The sequence below is a fragment of the Nonomuraea jiangxiensis genome, from assembly GCF_900099965.1.
Classification (GTDB): domain Bacteria; phylum Actinomycetota; class Actinomycetes; order Streptosporangiales; family Streptosporangiaceae; genus Nonomuraea; species Nonomuraea jiangxiensis.
This window is the reverse complement of the sequence record NZ_FNDJ01000006.1, coordinates 174,717-196,522: the sequence shown is the minus strand read 5'-3', so window position 1 is coordinate 196,522 and position 21,806 is coordinate 174,717. Positions and strand designations below refer to the sequence as shown.

The 21,806-nt window shown below is 69.9% G+C and carries 25 protein-coding genes and 2 tRNA genes; 15 read left to right on the top strand and 12 right to left on the bottom strand.

Annotation, left to right across the window (positions count from 1 at the left end):
- Positions 1–18 precede the first annotated feature (18 nt).
- Positions 19–816 (top strand): YceI family protein, encoded by a 798-nt coding sequence (locus BLS95_RS15310; protein WP_218135772.1) that lies wholly within the window; start codon positions 19–21, stop codon positions 814–816.
- Between the two features lie 79 nt (positions 817–895).
- Positions 896–1,378 carry a MarR family winged helix-turn-helix transcriptional regulator gene (locus tag BLS95_RS15305; RefSeq protein ID WP_090931642.1) on the top strand — a complete coding sequence of 161 codons (483 nt, stop codon included), beginning with the start codon at positions 896–898 and terminating at the stop codon, positions 1,376–1,378.
- Between the two features lie 46 nt (positions 1,379–1,424).
- Here the strand turns inward: BLS95_RS15305 and BLS95_RS15300 are convergent, their stop codons facing one another.
- The 5 genes from BLS95_RS15300 to BLS95_RS15280 all read right to left on the bottom strand — a co-directional run bounded on the left by BLS95_RS15300 (position 1,425) and on the right by BLS95_RS15280 (position 5,712).
- Entirely contained in the window at positions 1,425–2,633 is a 1,209-nt protein-coding gene (locus BLS95_RS15300) for an RNA polymerase sigma factor (RefSeq protein ID WP_090931641.1), read from the bottom strand.
- The gene (locus BLS95_RS15295; RefSeq protein ID WP_176993201.1) at positions 2,630–2,968 is read right to left on the bottom strand and encodes a YciI family protein; all 339 of its coding nucleotides are present in this window, start codon (positions 2,966–2,968) and stop codon (positions 2,630–2,632) included. Before BLS95_RS15295 ends, BLS95_RS15300 begins: the two co-directional genes overlap by 4 nt.
- A gap of 31 nt (positions 2,969–2,999) precedes the next feature.
- On the bottom strand, positions 3,000–3,398 hold the full coding sequence (locus BLS95_RS15290; protein ID WP_090931640.1) for a VOC family protein: 399 nt from the start codon (positions 3,396–3,398) through the stop codon (positions 3,000–3,002).
- A 188-nt stretch (positions 3,399–3,586) separates the two neighbouring features.
- Positions 3,587–4,507: an RNA polymerase sigma-70 factor gene (locus BLS95_RS15285; protein WP_090931639.1), complete on the bottom strand. Its 921-nt coding sequence runs from the start codon at positions 4,505–4,507 to the stop codon at positions 3,587–3,589.
- A complete protein-coding gene (locus tag BLS95_RS15280; RefSeq protein WP_090931638.1) occupies positions 4,504–5,712 on the bottom strand; it encodes an NAD(P)/FAD-dependent oxidoreductase in 1,209 nt (402 codons plus the stop codon). The genes BLS95_RS15285 and BLS95_RS15280 overlap by 4 nt, the downstream gene beginning before the upstream one ends.
- A gap of 167 nt (positions 5,713–5,879) precedes the next feature.
- Between BLS95_RS15280 and BLS95_RS15275 the strand changes: the two genes are divergently transcribed.
- Entirely contained in the window at positions 5,880–6,545 is a 666-nt protein-coding gene (locus tag BLS95_RS15275; RefSeq protein ID WP_090931637.1) for a flavin reductase family protein, read from the top strand.
- On the opposite strand, the gene BLS95_RS15270 is transcribed toward BLS95_RS15275, so the two are convergent.
- The 3 genes from BLS95_RS15270 to BLS95_RS15260 are packed head-to-tail and all read right to left on the bottom strand — an operon-like array spanning position 6,522 to position 8,731.
- Positions 6,522–7,037 carry an NUDIX hydrolase gene (locus BLS95_RS15270; protein ID WP_176993200.1) on the bottom strand — a complete coding sequence of 172 codons (516 nt, stop codon included), beginning with the start codon at positions 7,035–7,037 and terminating at the stop codon, positions 6,522–6,524. The two genes, BLS95_RS15275 and BLS95_RS15270, sit on opposite strands and share 24 nt — an antisense overlap.
- A gap of 28 nt (positions 7,038–7,065) precedes the next feature.
- Positions 7,066–7,809 carry an ABC transporter permease gene (locus tag BLS95_RS15265; protein ID WP_090931635.1) on the bottom strand — a complete coding sequence of 248 codons (744 nt, stop codon included), beginning with the start codon at positions 7,807–7,809 and terminating at the stop codon, positions 7,066–7,068.
- Positions 7,790–8,731 carry an ATP-binding cassette domain-containing protein gene (locus BLS95_RS15260; RefSeq protein ID WP_090931634.1) on the bottom strand — a complete coding sequence of 314 codons (942 nt, stop codon included), beginning with the start codon at positions 8,729–8,731 and terminating at the stop codon, positions 7,790–7,792. Before BLS95_RS15260 ends, BLS95_RS15265 begins: the two co-directional genes overlap by 20 nt.
- 256 nt (positions 8,732–8,987) lie before the next feature.
- On the opposite strand from BLS95_RS15260, the gene BLS95_RS15255 reads away from it, so the two are divergent.
- From BLS95_RS15255 to BLS95_RS15235, 4 genes are all read left to right on the top strand, one after another.
- Positions 8,988–9,521 carry a P-loop nucleotide/nucleoside kinase family protein gene (locus BLS95_RS15255; RefSeq protein ID WP_090931633.1) on the top strand — a complete coding sequence of 178 codons (534 nt, stop codon included), beginning with the start codon at positions 8,988–8,990 and terminating at the stop codon, positions 9,519–9,521.
- A 41-nt stretch (positions 9,522–9,562) separates the two neighbouring features.
- Positions 9,563–10,537 carry a GH25 family lysozyme gene (locus tag BLS95_RS15250; protein WP_090931632.1) on the top strand — a complete coding sequence of 325 codons (975 nt, stop codon included), beginning with the start codon at positions 9,563–9,565 and terminating at the stop codon, positions 10,535–10,537.
- Positions 10,538–10,566: 29 nt separating this feature from the next.
- Positions 10,567–11,088 (top strand): C40 family peptidase, encoded by a 522-nt coding sequence (locus BLS95_RS15245; protein ID WP_090931631.1) that lies wholly within the window; start codon positions 10,567–10,569, stop codon positions 11,086–11,088.
- Positions 11,089–11,484: 396 nt separating this feature from the next.
- Positions 11,485–11,557, top strand: a tRNA-Thr gene (locus BLS95_RS15235).
- Positions 11,558–11,889: 332 nt separating this feature from the next.
- Here the strand turns inward: BLS95_RS15235 and BLS95_RS15230 are convergent.
- A complete protein-coding gene (locus BLS95_RS15230) occupies positions 11,890–12,204 on the bottom strand; it encodes a hypothetical protein (RefSeq protein WP_090931629.1) in 315 nt (104 codons plus the stop codon).
- 6 nt (positions 12,205–12,210) lie between these two features.
- Complete coding sequence (locus BLS95_RS15225) at positions 12,211–12,585, bottom strand: hypothetical protein (protein WP_218135771.1); 375 nt, start codon at positions 12,583–12,585, stop codon at positions 12,211–12,213.
- A 382-nt stretch (positions 12,586–12,967) separates the two neighbouring features.
- Between BLS95_RS15225 and BLS95_RS59520 the strand changes: the two genes are divergently transcribed.
- From BLS95_RS59520 to BLS95_RS15190, 8 genes are all read left to right on the top strand, one after another.
- Positions 12,968–13,240 carry a GrpB family protein gene (locus BLS95_RS59520; protein WP_143043710.1) on the top strand — a complete coding sequence of 91 codons (273 nt, stop codon included), beginning with the start codon at positions 12,968–12,970 and terminating at the stop codon, positions 13,238–13,240.
- A 483-nt stretch (positions 13,241–13,723) separates the two neighbouring features.
- Positions 13,724–13,797 (top strand) — tRNA-Met (locus BLS95_RS15220).
- A 71-nt stretch (positions 13,798–13,868) separates the two neighbouring features.
- Positions 13,869–14,033 carry a 50S ribosomal protein L33 gene (rpmG, locus tag BLS95_RS15215; protein WP_019632658.1) on the top strand — a complete coding sequence of 55 codons (165 nt, stop codon included), beginning with the start codon at positions 13,869–13,871 and terminating at the stop codon, positions 14,031–14,033.
- Positions 14,034–14,504: 471 nt separating this feature from the next.
- Complete coding sequence (locus tag BLS95_RS15210) at positions 14,505–14,954, top strand: MaoC family dehydratase N-terminal domain-containing protein (RefSeq protein WP_090931628.1); 450 nt, start codon at positions 14,505–14,507, stop codon at positions 14,952–14,954.
- Between the two features lies 1 nt (position 14,955).
- Positions 14,956–15,384, top strand: a complete 429-nt coding sequence (locus BLS95_RS15205) for a MaoC family dehydratase (protein WP_090931627.1) — start codon at positions 14,956–14,958, stop codon at positions 15,382–15,384.
- Positions 15,385–15,566: 182 nt separating this feature from the next.
- Positions 15,567–16,622 (top strand): hypothetical protein, encoded by a 1,056-nt coding sequence (locus BLS95_RS15200; RefSeq protein WP_143043709.1) that lies wholly within the window; start codon positions 15,567–15,569, stop codon positions 16,620–16,622.
- Positions 16,623–16,642: 20 nt separating this feature from the next.
- Positions 16,643–17,680 (top strand): UDP-N-acetylmuramate dehydrogenase, encoded by a 1,038-nt coding sequence (locus tag BLS95_RS15195; RefSeq protein WP_090931625.1) that lies wholly within the window; start codon positions 16,643–16,645, stop codon positions 17,678–17,680.
- Positions 17,681–17,905: 225 nt separating this feature from the next.
- The gene (locus tag BLS95_RS15190) at positions 17,906–18,472 is read left to right on the top strand and encodes a TMEM165/GDT1 family protein (RefSeq protein WP_090931624.1); all 567 of its coding nucleotides are present in this window, start codon (positions 17,906–17,908) and stop codon (positions 18,470–18,472) included.
- Between the two features lie 10 nt (positions 18,473–18,482).
- On the opposite strand, the gene BLS95_RS59010 is transcribed toward BLS95_RS15190, so the two are convergent.
- Together BLS95_RS59010 and BLS95_RS55670 are read right to left on the bottom strand one after the other, a co-directional pair.
- Positions 18,483–21,329 carry an ATP-binding protein gene (locus BLS95_RS59010; RefSeq protein WP_281249996.1) on the bottom strand — a complete coding sequence of 949 codons (2,847 nt, stop codon included), beginning with the start codon at positions 21,327–21,329 and terminating at the stop codon, positions 18,483–18,485.
- 120 nt (positions 21,330–21,449) lie between these two features.
- Entirely contained in the window at positions 21,450–21,596 is a 147-nt protein-coding gene (locus tag BLS95_RS55670; RefSeq protein ID WP_176993198.1) for a hypothetical protein, read from the bottom strand.
- Between the last annotated feature and the right edge of the window lie 210 nt (positions 21,597–21,806).

Here is a 21,806-nt window from a genome sequence, read left to right as displayed (position 1 = left end):
CGTGGTCTGCATGTTCAGATGCGGACGAAGGACGGCTGGGCCGTCAAGCACGCCGTCGTCACCCTGACCGACATGTCCGGCAACCAGGTCGTCCGGGCCGAGGCGGACGCCGAGGGCATGGTGTCCACCGCCCCGCTGCCCCCCGGCGTCTACACCGTCGTCGTCACCGCGGCCGGGTACACGCCCATCGCCTCCACGGCCATCGCCACCGCGTCGGGCACCGCCGACCTGGGCACGCTCGTTCTCGCCCGGGAGGGAGGGACGGCGCTGCCGCCGCCCGGCGTGTGGACCATCGACCCGGCGCACTCGAAGGTGTCCGCGACCGCGCAGCACCTCGGGGTGTCCAGCGTGCAGGGACGGTTCGCCTCGTTCCGCGGCAGCATCGTGATCGGCGCGACCGCCGAGGCGTCCGGTGTCGTGGCCGAGATCGAGGCCGCGTCGATCGACACCGGCAACAGCACCCGCGACACCCACCTGCGCTCGGCGGACTTCCTCGACGTCGCCGTCCACCGCACGATCTACTTCCGGAGCACCGGGGTGGTTCCCACGGGCCCGGACCGGTACACGTTGCACGGAACCCTGAGCCTGAGCGGCATCACCAGGGCGATCGACCTCGACCTCGCCTACCTCGGCACCAGCCCCGACCCGTGGGGCGGCCTGCGGGTCGCGTTCCGGGCGGTCACCGAGTTGCACCGCTCCGACTTCGCGATGAACTACAACCAGGTGGTCCAGGCGGGGATCTTCCTGATCGGAGCTACGCTGAAGGTCGAACTGGACATCCAGGCCGTCCAGGGCGAGCTGCCGCCGACCGCCTGATCGCCCTGGTGACCACGATGGCCGGCACACCACCTCGCCCACGACCCACACCATCGCCCGGTGAGAAACGGTGGCTCCGATGACCGAGACACCGACGACCGTTCCCGTCGAGGATTTCGAGGCCTATTCCGCGGTCGAGCACCAGCTGGGCGTGCTCTTCCGGCGTTCCAGGGCGCTGTCCGGCAAGATCAGCCGGGCCGTGCATCCGGAGCTGGAGGTCGCCGCCTACAGCCTGCTCGTACGCATCGAGGAGGTCGCCCCGGCCCGGTCCAGCGATCTCGCGGCCTACTTCGGCGTCGGCAAGGCGACGATCAGCCGCCAGCTCAAGGTGCTGGAGGAGCTGGGACTCATCCAGCGCGAGCCCAACCCGCTGGACGGCCGGGCCCACTCGCTGAACCTCACCGACGAGGGCCACCAGCGGCTCGACCACGCCCGTTCGGCCCGCCAGCAACGCCTGTACGCACTGCTGGCCACCTGGCCGACGGAGGACGTCCAACTGCTGGGCGGCATGCTGGCCCGCTTCAACGCCCTCACCGACAGCTACGGCGAGCCGAACGCCTGACCGCCGCGCCCGCGAGCCGCGTTCGTTTCAGAGCCGCCGGAAGCCATCAGGTCCAGTCGAGCCGCTCGGCGAGCAGTGCCTGCTGGGCCGGGTTCGCGGTCAGCGCCAGCGCCTGCTCGTCGGCCCGGCGCGCCTCGTCGCGGCGGCCCAGCGCGCGCAGCAGTTCGGCCCGGGTGGCGTGCAGCAGCGGGTAGCGCGCTAGTGGCTCGTCCAGGTCGTCGAGCTCCGCCAGCGCCGCCGCCGCTCCCTTCGTGTACCGCAGGGCGACCGCCCGGTGCAGCCGGGTGACGGGCGAGGGCGCCAGGTGCAGCAGCATGTCGTACAGCACCAGGATCTGCGCCCAGTCGGTGCTCTCGAAGTCGGCGGCCTCGGCATGGCAGGCCACGATCGCCGCCTGCAACTGGTACGGGCCCGGCCTGCGCCGGGAGCGCGCGGCCCGTACCAGCAGCGCGGTCGCCTCCTCGATGGCCTGCCGGTCCCACCGGCCGCGGTCCTGGTCGGCCAGGAGCACCAGGCGGCCGGCGGCGTCGAAGCGGGCCGCGCCGCGCGCCCGGTGCAGCCGGATCAGCGCCAGCAGCCCGGCCGCCTCGGGCTCCTTGGGCACCTGGTTCGCCAGCAGCGCGGCCAGCCATTCGGCGTCGTCGACCAGGTCACGGGCCTGGGCCCGCTCCGGCGTGCTGGACAGGTAGCCCTCGTTGAACAGCAGGTAGATGACAGCCAGGACCTCGCCGAGCCGGGCGGGCAGCTCCCGCGGCGGCGGCAGGCGGAACGGGATCCCGGCCTCGCCGATCTTCCGCTTGGCGCGGGTGATCCGCTGCGCCACCGTGGCCTCGCCCACCACGAACGCCGCGGCGATCTGCGCCGTGGAGAGCCCGCACACCACGCGCAGCGTGAGCGCGATCTGCGCGCTGCGCGAAAGCGCCGGGTGGCAGCAGGTGAAGATCAACCGCAGCCGGTCATCGGGTACGGCGGGAGCCGGCCAGGTCAGCCGGTCGAGCTTGGCCCGGTAGGTGGACTCGCGGCGCAGCAGGTCCAGCCCGCGCCGCCGGGCCACCGTGAACAGCCACGCGTCCGGCCGGTCCGGCACGCCCTCGGCCGGCCAGCGGCGCAGCGCCGTCTCGATCGCGTCCTGTACGAGGTCCTCGGCGGTGGAGAAGTCGCCCAGCAGCGACACCAGGGACGCGGCCAGCCGACCGGCGTGCTCGCGCACCACGCGTGCGAGCGCTTCGTGACTCGCGTCCCCGGACTCGCTCATGAGAAGGGGCGGATCTCCAGGAGCGGGCAGGCCGGCCAGGTGCTGACCATCTTCAGCGCCTCGTCCAGGTCCGCCACCTCGATCTCGGCGAACCCGCTGACCACCTCCTTGCCCTCCACGAACGGGCCGTCGGTGACCACCGGCTCGCCCCCGCCCAGCCGTACCGTGGTGGCGGTGTGCATGGGGTCCAGGCGCGTGTGGTGGGTGATCTTGTCGGAGTGCTCGGCGAACCAGCGGCCCACCGCGTCGTAGGCGGCCTCCAGCTCCAGCGCGCTCATCGCCTCCAGCTCCTTGGCGAAGGCCTCGGTCTCGACGAACATCAGTACGTACTTCACAACGGTCTCCTTGGGTTCGGTCGGGGGTTCGTCAGCTTGCCGGGAGGTTGGCGTACAGGTCCACGCCCACGCCGTCCGGATCGGCCACCGTGGCGTAGCGCATCCCCCAGAACGCGTCGAACGGCTCGGCGATCCCGCGGTGGCCGGCCGCCACCAGCTCAGCGTATTTCGCGTCCACCCCGGCCGGGTCGTCGAACTGGAAGCACAGCAGCGCCCGCGGCCCGCCGGTCGGCGCGCTCCAGCCGGGCAGGAACGGCGTACGGAAGCCCTCGGTGTCCAGCATCACGGTCATCCCGTTCGGCAGGTGGCAGTCGGCGTGCTGGCCGGAATGTTCGTCGATCTTGAACTCCAGCCCGAGCCGGGCGTAGAAGGCGATCGCCGCGTCCAGGTCGGACACCACGAGGTCGACGGTGTTGAGAGTGGGGTTCATGTCTTGCTCCACGGAATCGGTTGCCGGTGGTCTCCGGGCGTCACGGGGCGGCCCCGCGATCGGCCCTCATCTCTTAGACGATCGGCCGAGGCCCCGACACGACACCGCCGCGAAAGTCACGCCTCAATTCCAGCAGGTGGGGGCGGGTGGGTCCGCGACCGGGGCAGCCGCCGCGACCCGCATGGGGCTCAGCAGGCGCGGACGTCGTGAGCGATCCCGCCGGATACGGCCCGCAGTTTGTCCGGGTTGGCGATGTTGTGGATGGCGGCGATGCGGCCGTCCGCGTCGAAGGCGAAGGTGACCGTGGCGATCACCCGGTCCGGCCCGCTGAACACCATGCCGGGACCGCCGTTGAGCTCGACCAGCGCGGCCTTCATGTCGCCGGGCTCGACTCCCTGGTAGGTGACCGTGCCGATGGCGGCGAACCAGGCGGCCACCGTCCGCGCGCCCACGACCGGACGCAGGGCCTGGCGGACCTTGCCGCCCCCGTCCGTCCACAGGGTGACCTCGGGGGACAGCAGCTCCATGAGGGTGTTGAGGTCGCCCCCTGTCGCGGCGGCGAGGAACCGCTCGGTGACCGCCCGCTGCCGCGACCTGTCGGCGGTGAAGCGGGGCCGCCGGGCCTGTACGTGCTCGCGGGCACGGTGCGCGGCCTGCCGTACCGCGGCCTCGGAGCGCTCCACCGCCTCGGCGATCTCGGCGTGGCTGAAGCCGAAGACCTCCTTCAGCACGAACACCGCCCGTTCGAGCGGGCTCAGCGTCTCCAGCACCACCAGCATCGCCATGGACACCGACTCGGCGTGCGTGACGTCGTCGGCGGTGTCGCCGCTGGTGAGGATGGGCTCGGGAAGCCACGGCCCCACGTAGGTCTCGCGCTGGTGCCGGGCGGAGCGCAGCCGGGCCAGCGCCTGGTTCGACGCGATCCGTGCCAGGTACGCCTTGGGATCGGCCACCTGCGAGCGGTCCGCGGCCGACCACTTGATCCAGGCGTCCTGGACCACGTCCTCGGCGTCGGCCGCGGTGCCGAGAATGCGGTAGGCGACGGAGAACAGCAGATTGCGATGCTCCTGGAACACCCGCTGGTCCCGCTCCTGGTCCGGGTGGCTCATCGGGCGTCCCGGATCCGGGTGAACCGGCCGCCACGGGGCCAGAACGCACCCGAGGCGGGCATCTTCTTCATCCGGCCATAGGTCGGCCAGGGTGAGGCGGTCACCGTCTCCTTGTACCAGGCGGCCGTACGGCCCGTGAGGCACACCCTCCTGGGACTGTCGTCGGGGCGGGTGAACTGGACCACCGCGTCGTGCCGCCCCAGGCTCACCGGCGTGTGGTAGTAGCCGAAGCGGAACGGCTTGGGCCGCTTGCCCGCCAGCGCGCGGACGATCGACACCGCGGCGTGCACTCCGGTCGGCATGCCGCCCTGGCAGGTGCCGTGCATGACGCCGTAACCCTGGCGGATCGCGGCCGCGTCGCCCACCGCGTACACGTCGGGGTGCGACACCGACCGCAGCGTGGCGTCGGTGACGACGCGGCCGCGCTCGTCCACGGTCAGGCCGGCGGCGGCCGCCAGCGGTGAGACCCGGGTGCCGCTCGTCCACAGGACGACGTCGGCGGGGACGCTCTCCCCGCCCGCCAGCTCGACCGCGCCCGGCGACACCTTCACCACCTCGACCCCGCCGCGCACCCGGACGCCCAGGCGCTCCAGCGCGGCCCGCAGGTAAGTCCTGGCCCTCGGGTTCATGGTCGCCCCCGGCTCCTGGCGGCCCAGCAGGACGACGCTCAGCTCCGGATGCCGTTCGGCGATCTCCGCCGCCGACTCCACGCCGGTCAGCCCGCTGCCGCCGACCACCACGGTGCCACCGCTGCCGAGCCGCGCCAGCCGGGCGGCCAGCGCCTCGGCGTCCTGGGGGCCGTCCAGGGTGTAGGCGTGGTCCGCGACACCCGGCACCGCCGCCGTGTCGGCCACGCTGCCCAGCCCGTACACCAGCGTGTCGTAGTGCAGGGTCTGGTCGTCGTCGATCCGTACGGTCTTCGCGTCCGGGTCCACCGCCGTCACCCAGCCCCGTACGAACCGCGCGCCCGTGCCCGCCAGCAGCTCAGGGATGCTCATCGTGGCGAGTCGCTGCCCGGTCGCGGCCATGTGCAGCCGCAGCCGCTCGGTGAACCGCTCCTGCGCGTTCACCAGGGTCACCCGCACGTCCCCGCGCCGCCCGACCCGGGCCGCGAGCTGGATCGCCGCGGCCATGCCCGCGTATCCCGCGCCCAGGACCAGGACGTGATGGGGGCTCGCCGGGCCGGCCTTGCGCTGTGCGCTCATCGTCTCGTACCTCTCTCGTCGTGCTGACGACCACGAGATGCGGGAGGCCGGCCGGTCCGTGACACGAGGCCGATGTGACGTGCGCCACGGGCCGTGACGAGGGCCACGCAGCGAGACGTCCGAAGGCCGCCAGCGGGGGATTCCCCAGGGCGGTGAAAGTGGGGGCCATGACTTCTGTTGTCGACACACACGTCCGGATCGAGCCGAACATCCTCTACTTCGGCACGCCCGTGGTCCTGATCTCCACCCTCAACGAGGACAGCACGCCCAACCTGGCCCCCATGTCCTCCGCCTTCTGGCTCGGCTGGCGGGCGATGCTGGGCATGGGCGGCGCCTCCAAGACGACCGCGAACCTGCTCAGGACGCGCGAATGCGTGCTCAACCTGCCCTCCGACGCCATCGCCCCGGCCGTCGACCGGCTCGCGCTCACCACCGGGGCCGACCCCGTCTCGGAACGCAAGCAGCAGCGGGGATACCGGTTCGTGCCCGACAAGTTCGGGCGGGCCGGGCTGACCCCCGTGCCGTCCGAGACGGTCGCGCCGCCTCGGGTGGCCGAGTGCCCGGTCAGCATGGAGGCGGTCGTGGAGGCGTCGCATCCCATGGGCGACGGCTCGGCGCTGGCCTTTGAGGTACGCGTGCAGCGGGTCTGGGTGCACGAGGAGATCCGCCTGGAGGGGACGAGCGACCACATCGACCCCGACGCCTGGCGGCCACTGATCATGAGCTTCCAGCACTTCTACGGGCTGGGCCCGCGGGTGCGCCACTCCACGCTGGCGAGCATTCCGGAGCGGCTCTACCGCACCGAGGACCTAGAGCGGGCGCGCACCATCTAGCAGGGCCAGCCAGCTCCGGCCGGCGCACAGGCGGCTGATGTCCGCGTAGGAGAGCCATTCGGCATGAGTGCTCTCCGAGCCGGCGGGCGGGCGGGTGGGGGCTCCGGGGCGGGGGAGGCGGGCCCGGAACATCACCATGTACGTCAGGGCCGCATAGCGGTAGTCGGCGGGGGGCGGTTCGTGGAGTTCGATGCGTTCCCAGGCGAAGACGGACAGGTCGGACGAGGTGAGGCGGAGGCCGGTCTCCTCATAGAGCTCGCGGGCCGCGGCCTCCGGTGGGGTTTCGCCGGGTTCCAGGTGGCCGCCGGGGATGTCCCAGCCGCGGCCCTCGCGGTCTATACAGGTCAGGAGGGTCCGGCCGGTCTCGTCGGACACGAATGCGAACGCGGAGGTGATCTGATCCACGGGCGGGAGGGTCGGGGAGAGGATCAGGTCCAGGCGGTGTGCCACGGGGATCCAGGGCACGGTGCGGGTTGCGATCACATGGGTCATGACCGACATTCTCGCCGATGTTGGCTGGTCAGACGCCTCGGCGCATCGCCCGGTTGCCCAGGTAGAGGCCGAGCGCGGCGACACCGCAGGCGGCGGCGGTCCCGTACAGGACGGACGGGTTGACGAGATCGCCCGCGAAGAGGGCGCGCTGGGCGTCCACGATGTAGGTGACGGGGTTGACCTGCCCGGCCACGCGGAGCCAGCCGGGGGCGGTGTCCAGGGGGAGCAGCACACCGGACAGGAGCAGCAGCGGGAACAGGATCGACTGGCTGACGATGTAGAACAGGGTGCCGCCCGGGGCCGACTTGATGGCCAGGACGAACGAGAGCGCGCCCAGCCCGACCCCGAAGACCACCAGCTGGGCCACCGCCAGCAGGATCCCCACGGGATACAGCTGGAAGCCCAGGGGGAGAGCCAGCAGGATGATCAGCACGGTCTGGGTCAGCAGGACGAGCATGTCCTTCAGCGTCCGGCCCACCAGCATCGCCGTCCGGTTCAGCGGCGTGACCAGCAGGCGTTCCATCGAGCCGCCGATCAGCTCCACCAGCAGCGTGTAGCCGGCGCCCATGGGCCCGGTCAGGCACATCATGACCAGGATCCCCGGCACGAACCACTGCCACGACGAGCCGACCGCCCCGTCCAGCAGCGACCCGAACAGGAACAGGAACAGCAACGGCTGCCCCATCTCGAAGAGCAGGCCGGTGGGATCGCGCCGGGCCGGCGCGAACTCGCGGGAGAAGACGGTGCGGGTGTCACGCAGGAATGTCATCATCGGTCAGGCTTCTCCCGGTGAGAGTGAGGAACACGTCGTCGAGGGTGGGGCGGATGGTCTCGGCGGTGGCGACCTTGATGCCGGAGCCGTCGAGGGTTCTGAGGTGGTCGGGGAGCGCGGCGGCCGCGTTGGGGACCTTGACGCGGACGGTCGTGCCCTCGGCGGTGCCGCCCGCCAGGGCGACGGCTCTGGCGGCGTCCTGCTCCGTGGTCGTGGTGATGGAGATGTGGTCGCCCGCGAGGTCGTTCTTGAGCTGTTCGGCGGTGCCGTCGGCGATGATCCGGCCGTTGTCGATGATCACCACCCGCTCGGCCATGCTGTCGGCCTCCTCCAGGTAGTGGGTGGTCAGGACCAACGTCGTCCCGTACGCCTCCCGTAGGCGCAGGATGTGCCGCCAGATGTCCGCCCGGCTCTTCGGGTCCAGGCCGGTCGAGGGCTCGTCGAGGAAGAGCAGGTCGGGGCGGTGGATGAGGCCGAGGGCGATGTCCAGGCGGCGGCGCTGGCCGCCTGACAGGGTGCCGGGCAGGCGCTTGGCCAGCGGTTTCAGGTCCAGCAGGTCGAGCAGCTCGTCGGCTCTGGCGTTCGCCTGCCTGACGGTGAGGCCGTAGCAGCGGCCCTGGGTGACGAGCTCGTCGCGGACCCGGAAGTTCTCGCCCGCGCCGTTCTGCTGGCCCACGTAGCCGATGCGGGCGCGGACGCCTGCCGGGTCCCTGGCCACGTCGCGGCCCGCCACCATGGCCTGGCCCGAGGTGGGCGGCAGGAGCGTCGTGAGCATGCGCAAGGTGGTGGACTTGCCGGCGCCGTTCGGGCCCAGGAAGGCGACGAGCTGGCCGGCTTCGACATCGAGGTCGAGGCCGCGCACGGCTTCGACGGACTGCTTCTTGACTTTGAACACTCGGGTCAGTCCCCGGGTATGGATCATGGTCGGTCTCCTCTGGGCATGGCGAAGAAACCCCAGGTCGGGGGCTCGATTGAGGATCGAACCAAGTTTGTGCAGGGAGATCCCGGTTTGGCAAACGTGAATGTAAGGTATACAAACGCCTCTGACCTGCGGAAACGACGTGTTCGGCGGCGGCTCCTTGGTGGCGGATTTTGGGGGTCTGAGGTGCGGTTTTCCCGTTACCTGGAAACTTTTTTCGCCATGCGGGCGTGTACGGGCTGCGGCAGCATGTGTGGCCATGCTGTGCGTACTCGTGAACGGGCTGCCGGGAGCAGGGAAGACCACCCTCGCGCGGGGGCTGGGGCGGGCGCTCGGACTGCCGGTCTTCAGCAAGGACGATCTCAAGGAGACCCTCGCCGACATGCTCGAAAGGCCCGACGGGGTCGGCGAACGGGAGTGGAGCAGGCGGCTGGGGGCGGCCGCGAGCGAGAGCCTGTGGACGCTGCTGGCGAGCTGCGGGCGCGGCGCCGTGCTGGAGAGCCTGTGGCCGGCGCCGTTGCGGCCGGTGGTGCTCGCCGGACTCGACCGGGCGGGCGTCGCCGGGGCGGCGGTGCGCGAGGTCTGGTGCGACGTACCGCCTGACCTCGCCAGGAGTCGCTACGAGCGGCGTGAACGGCACCCGATCCACCTTGACGCCGAGGTCGGTGATGAGCGATGGGTGGAATGGGTGGCGGGGGCGCGGCCGCTGGGGTTGGGGGCGGTGTTCCGCGTCGATACGTCTATATCCGTTGATATTTCGCGACTTGCGGAATTGTGTAGTGCTCCGCGATGATCTGCGGCGTGAAACGTGCGCTGTTATTTGTAGTAATTGCAATGCTCGGGGTCAGTGGGGCCGGGGCCGCCGAGGCGGCCGATGGTGTTACCGGGGTTGACGTCAGCAACTGGACGGGCGAGGTCGACTGGGGAAGTGTGTCCTCGGGCGGTGGGAAGTTCGCGTTCGTCCACGCCACCGAGGGCACGAACTATCGCAACCCGAGTTTCGACGCCCAGTACGACGGCGCCGCCGCGGCCGGGCTCGTCCGTGGCGCCTATCACTTTGCGCAACCACACGAATCCAACGGGACGGCGCAGGCCGACTATTTCCTGCAGAACGGCGGCAACTGGGTCAGCGACGGCCTGACGCTGCCGGGGGTGCTCGATGTCGAGGACAACCCGTACAAGGACCGGAACGGCAAGAACAACTGTTACGACCTGTCCACGGCCGACATGGTCACCTGGATCAAGGACTTCACGAAGAAGTACTACGACGCGACCGGGCGGCGCGCGATCATCTACACCACCACGAGCTGGTGGCAGACGTGCACGGGCAACTCCGGCGCGTTCAAGGCCAACCCGCTGTGGCTGGCCCGGTGGGGCGGCGATCCCGGCGAGCTGCCGAAGGGCTGGACGCGGTACACGTTCTGGCAGTCGGCGGAGAAGGGGCCGCTGGCCGGTGGGGGCAACGCGTTCCACGGTACGGAGTCGCAGCTGGCCGAACTGGCCAACCCGCCGGCGGAGGTGACGGTGTCGGGGGCGGCCAAAAGCAGGAAGACCTACATCGTGACCCTGTCGAACACCGGCCCGCATCCGGTGCGCGACGTCAAGGTGTCGGGACGGGCGTTCGGCGGGCACCGGGTGGTGAAGGCGCCGGGGTGCAAGTTCAGCGGTACGGCCGTGTCGTGCAGGCTCTCGGAACTGGCCCGGGGGGCGAAGAAGACGTTCACCATCACCACGAACGCCAAGGTAAAGGGAACAGTTGGCATGAACGTCACCGTTGGCTCAATAAAGCTCACCCTTAAAGCCGGATAAATCCCCGGGGCTCTATCGAAGGGGGCGGGATGAGGCGGCGGTCGGCTGTGGTGGCGGCTCTGCTCCTGCTGGCCGCCACCGCCTCCGTGCCGTTGGACCGGTACGTACCGGCTCGGATCGTCCGGGCCTCCTACGAGATCCAGCGGCTCGGGGTCGCGTACTCGTGGGGAGGCGGACACGCGGCCGACCCCGGACCGTCGCTGGGGACGTGCGTGGGGTACCGGGGGAAGATCAGGCCGTGCCCGGCGGCCGTCACCCGGGGGCTGGACTGTTCGGGGCTCGCCAGGTGGGTCTACGCGCTGGCGCACGGGAGCGACGTACTGGGGCCGGGGAACACCGACGACCAGGTACGCGAGCTGCGGCGGGTCGCCATGGGGCGGCCGGGGGACCTGGTCTTCTTCGGCCACGTCACGGACAAGTCGATCAAGACACACCATGTGGGCGTGTATCTCGGTGGGGGGAAGATGATGGACGCTCCTTACACCGGGGCCGTGGTCCGCATCGACCACGTCGGGGGGCGGAAGGACTTTGCGGGCTTCTACCGGTACTGAGCCACGGGCACCCGGCGCGGCACCGTTCCCGCGCCGGCTTCCGGGATGGCCGGTGCCGAGTTGGTATGGCTGTAACGCGTGTGACTCCACGGAAAATGAGAGACCCGGCGGCTAATGTGTGCCGCTATGGACAGGCGATGGGTGGGACTCGACGGCTTCGAGGTCGTGGGTGTCATGCGAGCTGGGCGGCAGGTGCTACGGGTGCGCCGGCACGGGTGGTTGGTCGCCGACTGCACGTCTGTGGCCGAGGTGGCCGGACACGTCGATCTGGCCGACCTGTGTGAGGTGATCGAGTTGCCCGTGCGGCGGAGGACCGAAGCGGCTGTGGAGGCCCGAACGAGTTCGCATCATCGCTGACTCACGTGTATGGTTACACCTGTCCGCAGCGCCGGACAGGCCCCTATAGCTCAGTCGGCAGAGCGTCTCCATGGTAAGGAGAAGGTCAACGGTTCGATTCCGTTTGGGGGCTCGCACTGTGAGCAGGAAAACGCCCGGTCCAAGTCATCTTGGAGCCGGGCTTTTCTGATGGTGGAGCATTCTGCGCGACGCTTTCGCGATGACCTTGGTGGTCCTGCGTCCTGAGCGCCGCTCTCTGTTGTGGGGGTGGGCCGGCGGCGCCGTCACAACGGGGACGCTCGCCGAACTCTCTCCCGTTCAGCGAGCGCCGGGTTTCCAGCCGCCGGTCGGCCGGTTTCACTCGCCGCTTGCCGAAACTCCGGTCCGTCACTCGGAGTGCGCACATCAGGCGAGTGCCCCTGGCCCCGATGGCGCCGTTATCGGGGCCATCGGATCATCCGCCGGTCAACGCACCATCTTGGAGATTCCCGGGGCCTCCACGATGTGTTGCGGTCCGTTGGCGTAGTTGCCGCCGTTGATGATGTTGTCGCTGTTGAGTGAGCCGTTGGCGTTGTCCCAGTTGCCGCTGTTCACCTGACGCCCGCGGACGCGATAGTTACCGCTTTTCCACAGGTTCCCCCGGTCGGCGAACGCGTCGTGCCCGACCGCCGCCGTGGCCGAGGCCGAGCGTTCGAGTAGCGGCGTGGACAGTACGACCGCCGTCACCATCAACCCGAGATGAGCCGCGGCCAGCAGGGCCTTCCGCGTCAAGCCCGTCATCGCCGGTCACCAGCCTGACTCAACGGTCTGGGGTCCGTTGGCGGTGTTTCCGCCGTTCGTGGTGTTGCCGCTGCCGGTGGAGCCGTTGGTGTTGGAGAAGTTACCGCTGTTGATCGCGTTTCCTTCATTATGGTAATTCCCGCTGTTGGTTGAGTTTCCGCTGTTCTCCGGGCCGTTGACGCACTTCGTGGGCGAATTGAGCGTCGGGGAGTTGTAGCTGATCAGGCGGTTGCCGCAGAAAACGCTGGGCAGGGCCTCGATCAGGGTGCCGAGGTCCGCTCCTGTCATCCGGTAGAGCAGGGAGCCTCCCTCTTCGGGCTCTGCCACTGCCGATGCGCTGTTCGCGGTCAGCAGTGCGCCGCAGCCGAGCAGAATGATCACCGCAATTCGTACGAATGCTCTCAACGCGTCCCCCCCTTCATTCCGTGACTTGATTCACCGACGATAGCACCGCGTAATCTCCGCCAACGGTAAGTAATCGTGGGGGTCGCGCGAAAATCGGCGCGCCCGTGGAGCCGCCCGGAGTTCCGAAATCCAGTTGTGCCGGGACATCCTGCGGCGGGGGCCGCGGGATTGCGGTCGTGGACTATTAGGCAGCGGCGGGAAGGCGATCAGGTGTTTGGCCGCCGGGTGTCGCGTGCGGAGTGATGTGGATGCTGGGAAGAATTATTGAATGTTCCTGCTGGTCCCGGTTTCCTACACTCCATCGAATGGCGCATGACACGAACCCCGTGCGTCCCGTCGTGGTCGATCACGACGACGCCTGGCGGGCGCGAGGATCGAGCCTCTGCGACGAACGGACGTCTTCGACCGGGTCCTGGCCGAGCGGGGGCTGTTCCGGGACTGGTTCTGCGCGCAGCAGGAGGCGGTGCCGGCCTACGTCCGGTTCAAGAACGTGCTCGCGCACGCGGTCCCCGATGTCGCCACCTATACCGACGTGAAGGATCCCGTCGTCGATCTCCTGATCGCGATCGCCGCGTCCTGGGCGGAGGAGAGCGGCTGGCTCCCGCACGCCGGAGCGGGTTCGAGGGTGTGAAGCCGCCCTTCCTCTTCCCGACCCGTCGGAAGCCCACGTCAGGGAGTCCGCGTCGGGGAGTCCGCGTCGGGGAGTCCGCGTCGGGCAAGTCCGGGTCGGGCAAGTCCGGGTCGGGCGGGTCCGGGTCGGGCGGGTCCTTCGGGTGGGGTTGGCCGGGGCGGGGTGTGGTGGCTGGGGGGTTGTCTGGATCGTGGGGTGGTTGGTTGACGTGCTGGTTCGCGCTCGGGAACGGGCGCTGCTACGCTGGCCAGCGCCTTCATACAAGATCCCTGGTGGGGTCCGGCGCGGGTCTCCCCGGGTAAGGGGAGGGTCAACGGTTGGGTGGCCGTTGGGGGCCGACAGCAGGCGGGGCTTTTGCTGTTGGGTTTCGGTTGTCGGGGGGTCCTGGGGCATACTAGGGGGCACCCAACCCGATCAGGTGAGTTACTGATGTGCTCGCCACTTCGGGTATCCTCTACAGGCCGGGGTCGTTACCGGCTCAAAGGCGGAGTAGCTCAGTCAGGCAGAGCAAACGGCTCATAATCGTTGTGTCGCCGGTTCAAGTCCGGCCTCCGCTACTGCCCATTCCCAGGTCGTCCGGCCTGGGCAGGGGTGTGTCCATGTCCCGAACGTAGAAAGGCACTCCCAAGTGGCTGCCACCGACGTTAGGCCGAAGATCACGCTGGCCTGCCAGGAGTGCAAGCACCGCAACTACATCACGCGGAAGAACCGGCGCAACGACCCGGATCGGCTTGAGCTGAAGAAGTACTGCCCCAACTGCCGCTGCCACCGCGCGCACCGCGAGACTCGCTAGCCTGCGCAGTCAGCCAGTTCGGCATCGCCCGGTCTCCGGGCGGGGCTTTTACCTTCAGGACCTCCTGCATACCGCACAACCGGCGTCCCCTCGCAGGGCGCCGGTTTGTCGTGTTCCATGGACCCCTAATGCACGCCCACGCTCCCTTTCGGCGTGCCCGTGGACTGCTCGGCCCGGGGCTTGAGCACGCGGGCGCACCGCTGCTCGGATGCTCGGAGGGGGTCGGGGAGCCGCTCGGACGGTCAAGTGGGCGTGCGTAACGGCGGGGACCACGTGGCGGTCAGCGGGCGTGTTCCTGGAGGCCATCAGCCACGGTCGGTGGGTGGCGGCCGGCTTGGCTCCGCCGTACGCGATGGAGGTGGGTCGGGGTCGGGTGGGGCAAAAATAGCGGCAGGGGCGGGGACAGCCGAACCTTGTTCTGTTAGCGTCACGCTCGGCAGCGCTTGTTGAGAGACATGCGAGGGAGCACTGATGGCCTTGAATCGCGACTTCATCGGCAAGACCTATCCGCCCAGCGCCCCGTACGAGGTCAGCCGGGTGAAGATCCGGGAATTCGCGGCCGCGATCGGCGACGGCAACCCCCTCTACCGTGACAAGGACGCCGCCCAGGCCGCCGGATATCCCGACGTGATAGCGCCGCCCACGTTCCCCATCGTGTTCAGCCTGCAGAGCGGGGGCGAGGCGCTGATGGATCCCGAGCTGGGACTGAACTTCGCCATGGTCGTCCACGGCGAGCAGCGCTTCGAGTACGTGCGGCCCGTCCACGCCGGCGACGAGCTCGTCATGACGAGCACGATCACCGACATCAGGACCGCCGGGCGCAACGAGCTGCTGACGGTCAGGAGCGACGTGTCCACCGTTCAGGGCGAGCCGGTCTGCGTCACCTACAACACGATCGTCGAGCGTGGAGGGGCGGGCTGAGATGGCGGCCACGGTGAAGTACGACCAGGTGGAGGTCGGGCAGGAGATCCCGGCGGTGGACTACGTCGTGCGCCGGGTCAACCTGGTGATGTACGCGGGGGCCTCCGGCGACTTCAACCAGATCCACTGGAACGAGCGGTTCGCCAAGATGGTCGGGCTGCCCGACGTGATCGCGCATGGGATGTACACGATGGCGCAGGCCGGTCGGTTCGTCACCGACTGGGCGGGGGATCCCGGCGCCGTGGTGGACTTCGGGGTGCGGTTCTCGTCGATGGTGGTCGTTCCCGATGACGACCAGGGGGCCACGATCTCCGTCAGCGGGGTGGTGGAGGAGAAGCTGGAAGGCGGGCGGGTGGTCATCGGGCTCACCGCCAGCTCAGGCGACGCGCAGGTGCTGTCCAAGGCCCGCGCCGTGGTTCAGCTCGTCTGAGACGGGTTGCGCCGGGTCGGGGCTGAGCCGGGTCGAAGGGCTGCGCGCTGAGCGGGGGCGGGGGGCGTGCTGGGCGTCTGAAATGGTGTGATATGTCGGGCGCGTCTCGGGTACTGCGTCTTCCTATGAGTGATGTCGCGCGACAAGTCTGGCCCACTGTCCGGTCGATCCCCGTCAGCGCTGTGACGGACCACAAACCTGCCGCGCACCTGCGACCCGCACGGATCGAGCAGGTGGCCGCGGGCCTCGGCACCGGGCGTGACACGACGGGCGGGGCGGCGCCCAGGAGAGCGGGGGCGGCCACCGGAGTGGGGACCGCCGGGGCGAAGCCATCGGCCGCGCACACCCGGGAGACGCGGCCGGAGGGCGCTCAGGGGACCGAGCCGGCCGGTACGCATGCTCGCATCAACCCCGCCGCCGAGCTCGGCTTCTCCGGGGACCCCGGACAGCACGGCGACCCGGGCGACGTCATGTTGCACGCCCAGGTCACCTGGGACGGCACGCTGGCCACCAACCGCCTCGACGAACTGGGCGTCACCTACGAACGCCGGCGCCTGGAGGTCAAGGACGTCACCACCAGCGTCAGCCTGCTGGTCGACGGGTGGCCCGCGGACGTGGAGAAGTGCGTGCAGTCCCTGCTGGACCACACGAGCGCCCGGGTGCTGGCCCTCGACCTGGGGAACGTCGACGGCGCCGGTGACGTGCTGCGCGGACTGGCCGAGCGGTATCCGGAGCGCGTGGCGGTGTGGCACGTCGCCGAGCAGCCGCACTGGCGCGGCGGCACGGCGACCTGGGGCGAGTGCCGGGCCAAGCTGCTGCGGCTGGACGAGGCCGAGGTGCACGTGCTGATGGAGACCTCCCTCATGCTCTGCGGGGACGCGCTGACACCGCTGGTGGCGGCCGTCGTGGAGGGCGCGGTGGCGGCCGGCTGGCGAGGCGTCGAGCTGCTGGACGGCGGCGAGCAGTGGCAGGACGCGGCGCCCGGCAGGGTGAACGCCTTGACCGGGGACCTCATGGCGGTGCGCAGGTCGGCGGCGATCGGCGCGTTGCCGGAGCAGGCGAACTACGGCCGCAACGCCGATCTGGAGCTCTCGCTCGGCCTGTCCGGCGAGCTGGTGGTGCCCGCCGAGCGGCTGCCGGTGCAGCGGCTGGGCCCGCATGACATCGCCCCCGACTACGGCCGGCGCGAGGGACAACGCAACTACGACGCCGTGCTGCGGATGCTGCGAACCGGATGAGCCTCATAAGCTAGTTGCTCATGGAGATGCTCGCGCCGTACACCACGTTGCGCCTGGGCGGGCCCGCCCGCGATTTCGCCGAAGCGACCACCGCGGAGCAGCTCGTCTCGCTGATAGCCGAGGCCGACCGGAACGCCGTGCCCACGCTGGTGCTCGGCGGGGGCAGCAACGTCGTGGTGTCCGACGAGGGCTTCGACGGGCTGGTCGTCAAGGTCGCCACCCAGGGCGTGTCCGTGACGCGCGACGGCGATCACGTGCTGGTCACCGTCGAGGCGGGCGAGGACTGGGACCCGCTGGTCGCCCGCGCGGTGGCCGAAGGGTGGTCGGGCATCGAGTGCATGTCCGGCATTCCCGGATTGGTGGGCTCGACGCCCATCCAGAACGTCGGCGCCTACGGCCAGGAGGTGGCCCAGACCGTCTTCTGCGTGCGGGCCTACGACCGGCTGACCCGGCAGGTGGTCGACATGGAGGCGCGGCAGTGCGGGTTCTCCTACCGGGACAGCGTCTTCAAGCGGGATCTGTCGCGGCACGTGGTGCTGGCGGTCACGTACGCGCTGGATATTTCGGAGATGTCCGGCCCCGTAGCCTACGAGGAGCTGGCCAGGAGGCTGCGGACCGAGGTCGGCGGCCGGGTGCCGCTCGAACGGGCGCGAGAGGCCGTTCTGGGGCTCCGGCGGGGCAAGGGCATGGTGCTCGACCCCGACGATCCGGACACGCGCAGCGCCGGATCGTTCTTCACCAACCCGGTGCTCTCGCCCGCCGAGGCCGAGGACCTGGAGGTGCGGGCGCCGGGGCATCCGCGGTGGGACCTGCCGGACGGGTTGATCAAGGTGCCCGCCGCCTGGCTGATCGAGCAGGCCGGCTTCCCGAAGGGATATGAGCGCGGGCCCGTACGCATTTCCACCAAGCACACCCTGGCGCTGACGAATCCCACGGGCGCCGCCACCACGGCCGACCTGCTGGCGCTGGCCAGGGAGGTCAGGGACGGCGTGCGCGAGAAGTTCGGGGTCACGCTGGTCAACGAACCGGTGCTGATCGGCTGCTCCCTGACGGAATAGGCGCCCGATCAGAGCTGTTATGGTGATTCGGAATTACCGAAGGGGAGTAGTCCCAATCGTGTGATCGACATACTGGCGCTTCATCGCGCCCGGTCACGCGGGCCTCACAGGGCGGACGAGACCTTCGGCCTGGCAGTCATGGACAAGACGCTGCCGGGCCGAAGCCGTGCCCGAAAAATCTCCCCGGGTTCCTCGCTTCCGGTTCGGCCGCGCGGAAGAGGAGCCTTGGAAGCGTTCTGGATCAGTCTCGCCGTCATCTTCGTGGCCGAGCTCGGTGACAAGAGCCAGCTCATGGCGTTGACGTTCGCCACCCGTTTCAAGACCTGGCCGGTGCTGCTGGGCATCACGATCGCCACGACCGTCGTGCATCTGGTCAGCGTCGCCGTGGGCGGGGTGATCGGGGACGCGTTGCCGACGACGGCCATCTCGGTGGTGGCCGGGCTGGCCTTCCTCGCCTTCGCCGTGTGGACGCTGCGCGGGGACGAGCTGAGCGAGGACGAGTCCCGCAAGGCCCAGCGCGCGACCGCCAACGTGCTGTTCGCCGTGACCGTGGCGTTCTTCCTGAGCGAGCTGGGCGACAAGACCATGCTGGCCACCATCACGCTGGCCACGCAGCACGGCTGGCTCGGCACCTGGATCGGCTCGACGGTGGGCATGGTGGCCGCGGACGCGCTGGCGATCCTGGTGGGGCGGCTGATGGGCAAGCACCTGCCGGAGAAGGCCATCAAGTACGGTGCCGCCGCGGCGTTCGCGATCTTCGGCGTGATCCTCCTGGCCGAAGCGCTGCTCTAGCCCGAACGGATCACGGGGACAGCAGCGACAGCCGGTGGGCCGCCGCGGCGGCCTCGCCGCGGGTGGTCACGCCGAGTTTGGCCAGGATGTTGGACACGTGCACGCTCACCGTCTTCGCCGAGATGAACAGCTCGGCTGCGATGTCCCGGTTGGTCCTCCCCTGCGTCACCAGGCGCAGGACCTCCATCTCACGCGGCGTGAGCAACTCCGACTGCTCCTGCAGGCCGCCCACCCGGCGCGACAGCGACTCGATCTCGTCGATCAGCGGCGTCGCGCGCAGCGCTTTGGCCAGCGGGAGCGCCACCTTCAGCCGGGTCGCCGCGCCCTCGCGGTCGCCACCCCGGGCCACCAGGGTCGCCGCCCGCAGCAGCGCCTTGGCCTGGTTGTGCGGGCGCCTGAGCCGCTCCCAGGCCGCCGCCGCGGCGTCGAAGTCCCCCATGTACGACAGCCGGTACGCCTCCACGACCGGCCCGATCACCGACAACTCGGCGGCCACCTCGGCGGCGTGCTTGCGTACCGCGGCGGCGCGTTCGGGCTCGGTGGCCTCGGCGCTGTCGCAGACGACCCTGAGCAGGGCGAGCAGCCGCCACCCGAGCATGGCCTTGCTCGACTGCCGGGGGCGTGCGAGGACCCGCTCGGCCACGCCCAGCGCCTCGCCCGGCTCGCCTCTGAGCAGGTGCCAGCCGATGCGCAGGCGGGCGTTGCTGGTGATGTCCTGGACCCACTCCTCCGGGCGGTCCTTGAACACCCCGATCTCTGACAGGATGCCCTCGACCAGCTGCGCCTCGCCCCTGGCCAGGGCGATGTCGGCGCGGAGCCGCAGCAGCGTGTACCGGGTGCGCAGGACCGGTCCGTGGCTGAGCGCGCTCTCGACGATCTCGATGGCCTCGTCCCAGCGGCCGAGCGCCTCCAGCGACTCGGCCCAGTTGTTCTTGATGAACAGGCCGCTGCCGCGGAGCCGGCCGTACTGCTTGGCCAGCTCCCAGCCGTGCTCGGCCAGCCGCAGGGCCTCCTCGTCGCGGCCCATGTCGAGCAGCGCGTCGATGTTGTTGCCGACCGCCCTGGTGATCAGGCGGCCCGAGTCCTCGGCGAAGCCGATTTCAAGGGCCTCCTCGTTGACCGCGATCGTGGACTCCAGCTCGCCGTTGAGGGAGTGGCCGAGCGCCAGGTTCATCAGCAGGTCGGACTCCAGGCACCGGTCGCCGTGCGCCCTGACCAGGCGCAGCGCCTCGGCGATGAGCTCGCTCGCCTCCCCGGTCTCGCCCATCATCATGATGTGGCGGCTCAGCGACGCGGCCACCTCGGCCCATTCGAGGCTGTCCTCGGGGACGAGCCGGAGCGCGTGCCGGAGGTCGTCGATGACGCCGGGCTGGCCCTTGGAGGTCTTGAACGAGGCCCGGCGCGCGATGAGGTGCGCCACCCGCTCCGGCTCCTGCGTCTCGTCCAGCTGGGACAGGGCGGCCTTGACGAATCGGATGCCCTTGTCGGTGTCGCCGACGGCGTTCGCGGCCTCCGAGGCGCGTTCGAGCACGGCGGTGTGGTCGGCGTGGATGAGCTCGTCGGCGTGCGGCACCCGGTCCCAGAGCATGAGCACTCGTTCGAGCAGCGGGATGGCCTCGGTGTAGGCGAACGCCTTGAACGACTTCTGGGCCGCCTCCCACGCGGAGATCAGCGCCCAGTGGTCGTCGCGGGCGCCGTACCAGTGGTGGGCCAGCTCGACGGCGGCGCGGCCGGGCGGGACGAGCCTGCGGTTCTTGGAGATCTCCTCGGCGTATCTGGCGTGCAGCCGCTGGTGCTCGCCCGGCAGCAGCTCGTCGTGCACGGCCTCGCGGATCAGGGAGTGCCGGAAGACGTAGGCGCGGTTGTCGGCGATCTGGAGCACGTTGCGGGCGATGGCCGGGCGCAGCGCGGTCTCCAGCTCCATCTCGGACAGGCCGCTCACGGCGGCCAGCAGGGCGTGGCTGACCCGGGTGCCGCCGGCCGCCGCGACCCGCAGCACGCGCTGGGTCTCCTCGGGCAGCCGCTCGACGGAGTTGAGTATCAGGTCCTGCATGGACTCGGGGAACGTGCAGTCCTCGCCGCCCTCCAGCATGGCCTCCACGAACAGCGGGATGCCCTCGCTGCGCTCGTAGACCTTCTGGACCTTGCTGTACTCGGGGACGACGCCGAGGATCCCGGTCATCTGCTGGGCGACCTCGTCCCTGGACAGTCGGGGCAGGTCGAGCCGGTGCACGCCGTTGACCCGGCCCAGCTCGGCCAGCACCGGCCGGAGCGGGTGCTGGCGGTGCAGGTCGTCGGAGCGGTAGGTCATGACGATCAGCACCTGCGGGGCGTGCAGGTTGCGGCTGAGGAAGGCGATCAGGTCGCGGCTGGACCTGTCGGCCCAGTGGATGTCCTCGATGACGAGGACCGTGGGGTTGCCGTCGGCGAGGCGTTCGAGGAGCGTGAGGAACTGCTCGAAGAGGCGGGCCCGCCCGGTGTCGGTCTCGCCGTCGCTGTTGGGCTCGCCGAACTCGGGGAGCAGCCGGGCCAGGTCGCGCTCGGCGCCTTCCGGCAGCAGCGCGGCCACCGCGGCCGTGCCCTGCTCCCTGACGAGCTGCCGGAGGGCGGCGGTGAACGGGGCGTAGGCCAGACCCTCGGTGGACAACTCGACGCAGCCGCCGTAGAGCACCTGCGCGCCCCCCGCGGCGCAGCGCTCGGCGAACCTCTGGACAAGCCGGGTCTTGCCGACTCCGGCCTCCCCGCCGAGCAGGACGGCCGTGGCCAGTCCCCTTCTGGCCACGTCGAAGCTTTCGGACAGAGCTGCCAGCTCCTCTTCGCGCCCTACGAAAACAGGACTGACAGGACGTCCCCGCATGTCATCCAGCATGTCATGCCCCAACGATTGCTTTCGACGCAATTACGGCGTACGGCCCGGGTCAGGGAGGTACAGGGGCCCGGCCACGAGCGAGGATGTGGCCGGGCACTTTTCGGGTGATCATGAGGAACGGCGCTTGCCGAAGAGCGAGCGGCGCTCGGACTTGTTGTGCCGCTCGGCCTCGCGTACGCGGCGGTGCTCGGCGGCGGCCCGGCGCAGCTCGTTGGCGTGGTTCTTCATGAGCTCGAACTCGATCTCGGGGTTCATGGTGTCTCCTGACACTTCGTACTTTTCCTGACATCCTCAAGAATCGTGCTAAGGCCCTGCCCGGCACATCGGGTGGATGCCTTATCTCCGCGCTCCGGATGCTTACCGCGCATACCTAGGGCCGGTCATGGCCGCCCTAAGGTGCCCGTACGGAGGTGGAGACCCTGGTCGGGACCGCCCTAAGGCGCCCGGTTTGGAGGTAGAGACCCT

Bases quoted from the DNA above. Each gene is read 5' to 3' on its own strand.
- BLS95_RS15255 (WP_090931633.1), top strand. From the start codon at position 8,988: ATGCTGTGCGTACTCGTGAACGGGCTGCCGGGAGCAGGGAAGACCACC.
- BLS95_RS15280 (WP_090931638.1), bottom strand. From the start codon at position 5,712: ATGAGCGCACAGCGCAAGGCCGGCCCGGCGAGCCCCCATCACGTCCTG.
- BLS95_RS15285 (WP_090931639.1), bottom strand. From the start codon at position 4,507: ATGAGCCACCCGGACCAGGAGCGGGACCAGCGGGTGTTCCAGGAGCAT.
- BLS95_RS15250 (WP_090931632.1), top strand. From the start codon at position 9,563: ATGCTCGGGGTCAGTGGGGCCGGGGCCGCCGAGGCGGCCGATGGTGTT.
- BLS95_RS15300 (WP_090931641.1), bottom strand. From the start codon at position 2,633: ATGAGCGAGTCCGGGGACGCGAGTCACGAAGCGCTCGCACGCGTGGTG.
- BLS95_RS15205 (WP_090931627.1), top strand. From the start codon at position 14,956: ATGGCGGCCACGGTGAAGTACGACCAGGTGGAGGTCGGGCAGGAGATC.
- BLS95_RS15305 (WP_090931642.1), top strand. From the start codon at position 896: ATGACCGAGACACCGACGACCGTTCCCGTCGAGGATTTCGAGGCCTAT.
- BLS95_RS15275 (WP_090931637.1), top strand. From the start codon at position 5,880: ATGACTTCTGTTGTCGACACACACGTCCGGATCGAGCCGAACATCCTC.
- BLS95_RS15265 (WP_090931635.1), bottom strand. From the start codon at position 7,809: ATGATGACATTCCTGCGTGACACCCGCACCGTCTTCTCCCGCGAGTTC.
- BLS95_RS15290 (WP_090931640.1), bottom strand. From the start codon at position 3,398: ATGAACCCCACTCTCAACACCGTCGACCTCGTGGTGTCCGACCTGGAC.
- BLS95_RS15230 (WP_090931629.1), bottom strand. From the start codon at position 12,204: ATGACGGGCTTGACGCGGAAGGCCCTGCTGGCCGCGGCTCATCTCGGG.
- BLS95_RS55670 (WP_176993198.1), bottom strand. From the start codon at position 21,596: ATGAACCCCGAGATCGAGTTCGAGCTCATGAAGAACCACGCCAACGAG.
- BLS95_RS15210 (WP_090931628.1), top strand. From the start codon at position 14,505: ATGGCCTTGAATCGCGACTTCATCGGCAAGACCTATCCGCCCAGCGCC.
- BLS95_RS15270 (WP_176993200.1), bottom strand. From the start codon at position 7,037: ATGACCCATGTGATCGCAACCCGCACCGTGCCCTGGATCCCCGTGGCA.
- BLS95_RS15195 (WP_090931625.1), top strand. From the start codon at position 16,643: ATGGAGATGCTCGCGCCGTACACCACGTTGCGCCTGGGCGGGCCCGCC.
- BLS95_RS59010 (WP_281249996.1), bottom strand. From the start codon at position 21,329: ATGCGGGGACGTCCTGTCAGTCCTGTTTTCGTAGGGCGCGAAGAGGAG.
- BLS95_RS15260 (WP_090931634.1), bottom strand. From the start codon at position 8,731: ATGATCCATACCCGGGGACTGACCCGAGTGTTCAAAGTCAAGAAGCAG.
- BLS95_RS15245 (WP_090931631.1), top strand. From the start codon at position 10,567: ATGAGGCGGCGGTCGGCTGTGGTGGCGGCTCTGCTCCTGCTGGCCGCC.
- BLS95_RS15310 (WP_218135772.1), top strand. From the start codon at position 19: ATGCGGACGAAGGACGGCTGGGCCGTCAAGCACGCCGTCGTCACCCTG.